Annotated in this window: 1 protein-coding gene; it reads right to left on the minus strand. The window is 33.1% G+C overall.

Translation table 11 applies throughout. The features are described 5' to 3' along the window. Window positions 1-644: 644 nt before the first annotated feature. Window positions 645-1,622 (minus strand): C-terminal binding protein, encoded by a 978-nt coding sequence (locus tag CI949_RS20450; protein WP_290769876.1) that lies wholly within the window; start codon window positions 1,620-1,622, stop codon window positions 645-647. Between the last annotated feature and the right edge of the window lie 305 nt (window positions 1,623-1,927).

Consider the following 1,927-nt stretch of genomic DNA (forward strand, 5'->3'; position numbering starts at 1 on the left):
TTATCGCTGATTCTGCCTTTGATAGTTATCAGACTTATCCTTTTTTAATTAAGGATTTTGGCTTTGATAAAGCAGTCATACCACTTAATTCTAGAAATACTAAATCAGATCTACCACAACCAGAATATGATGAAAATGGCTGGCCATTATGCCCTTAAGATTCCTCATTACCAATGAAACCAGCTGGCTGGTCTTGCAAAAAAAATCGCAACCTCAAATCTAAATTTGTCTGTCCAAAAACCAATCATAAGGGTGATAAAAGAAACTGCTACTGTGAAAAACCTGTACTGACTCTAGTTACGGTAGAGTTATCTATACTTATCCAAATCAAGATTTAAGAACTTATCCTAGTATCATTAGAAATACAGATGACTGGATAGATCTCTAAAAAGAACGCGGAGTGGTGAACAGACAATTAACTATCTTAAAGATGCCATGATTACTGATAATCTAAAAATCCAAAATCTAAAGTATATTAAAGTAGATGTTTTCCTAGCTGGAATTACTCAGCTTTTAACATTGATTTTAGCTGATAAAATGGATAAACCCAAAAATTGAATTCAACCTATTATTTACATTTTGTTACTATTTTTTTTGACTATTTTGCAAACACCTATTTATTTAATAAGTGTAGAGTTATAAATTTATTTCTTTAACACATCTTGATTAACTAGGTACTTAGGTTTGTTACCAACTAATACATCTGCAACCCCTTTAGCAGCTCTAGTCTGCAATTCAACCTGTGCATCTTCAGAATACCAACCCACATGTGGATTAATAATTACATTATCCATCTCTAATAATGGATTATCCTTTTCAATTGGCTCTTGTTCTGTTACATCTAAACCAGCTCCAGCTAATTCTTCATTTTCTAATGCTTCAATTAATGCTGCTTCATCTATTACTGCACCTCTAGCGGTATTGATAATAAAAGCTGATTCTTTCATTAACTCGAATTCTTTAGTACTAACCATATGTTTTGTATTCTCATTTAAAGGAGCATGGACTGATACAAAATCTGACTCTTTCATTAACTCATCTAACTCTACTAATTCAACTTCATATTTCTTTGCTACTTCCTCATCTACAAATGGATCATAAGCTAATAATTCAAAGCCAAATGCTGCAGCTTTCTCTGCTAATTTACGTGGTATCTTCCCAAAGCCAATAATTCCTAAGGTACTACCTGTCAAACGATAAATTGGCTTACCAACATTAAAGTCCCAATTTCCTGCCTTAACATCATTATTCAATAAAACAGTTTTTCTAGCACAAGCTAATAATAAAGCAAATGCCTGATCGGATACTTCATCTTGGCAATACTCTGCCACATTAACTACTTTAACTCCATGTTCAGTTGCTGCTTCTAAATCTACTGTATCTACTCCTATTCCATAACGAGCTACAACTTTTAAGTCAGGTAAAGCTTCAAATACTTTCTCGCCTATTTCAGCATACTGAACTAACAAACCATCTACATCTTTAGGAGCTGCTTCAATAACTTCTTCCTCAGTTCTAGCTTGAGCTTTTAGAAATTGAGCATCAATCTCCCCTAATACTTTTTCTTCATACTCTAAAGTTTCATATTCATAATCAGTAACCATCACTTTAAATTTAGACATTTTAACTCCTCCTTATTTATACTTACTATTAGTCCTTTGTATAATGTCTAAGGCCCGAAATAACAGGGCTCATGACATAAAATTTTGGTGACTTCCCCCTTAAAATATGGTATAATATAGTTAGAGATACTAAAAATACCACACACTAAAAGGGGGAAATCATAATGTCTTTTAATTCAAAAAAGCAATTGTCTTTCGGTGATCTCTATGAACAGGCCAAAGATTGGGCTCAAAATGATAAACCTCAATTCCTTGAAATGCTCGATCAATATCTTGATTTATCTGAATTTATTCCTGCCAGTTTC

This window comes from Halanaerobium sp., assembly GCF_003070835.1.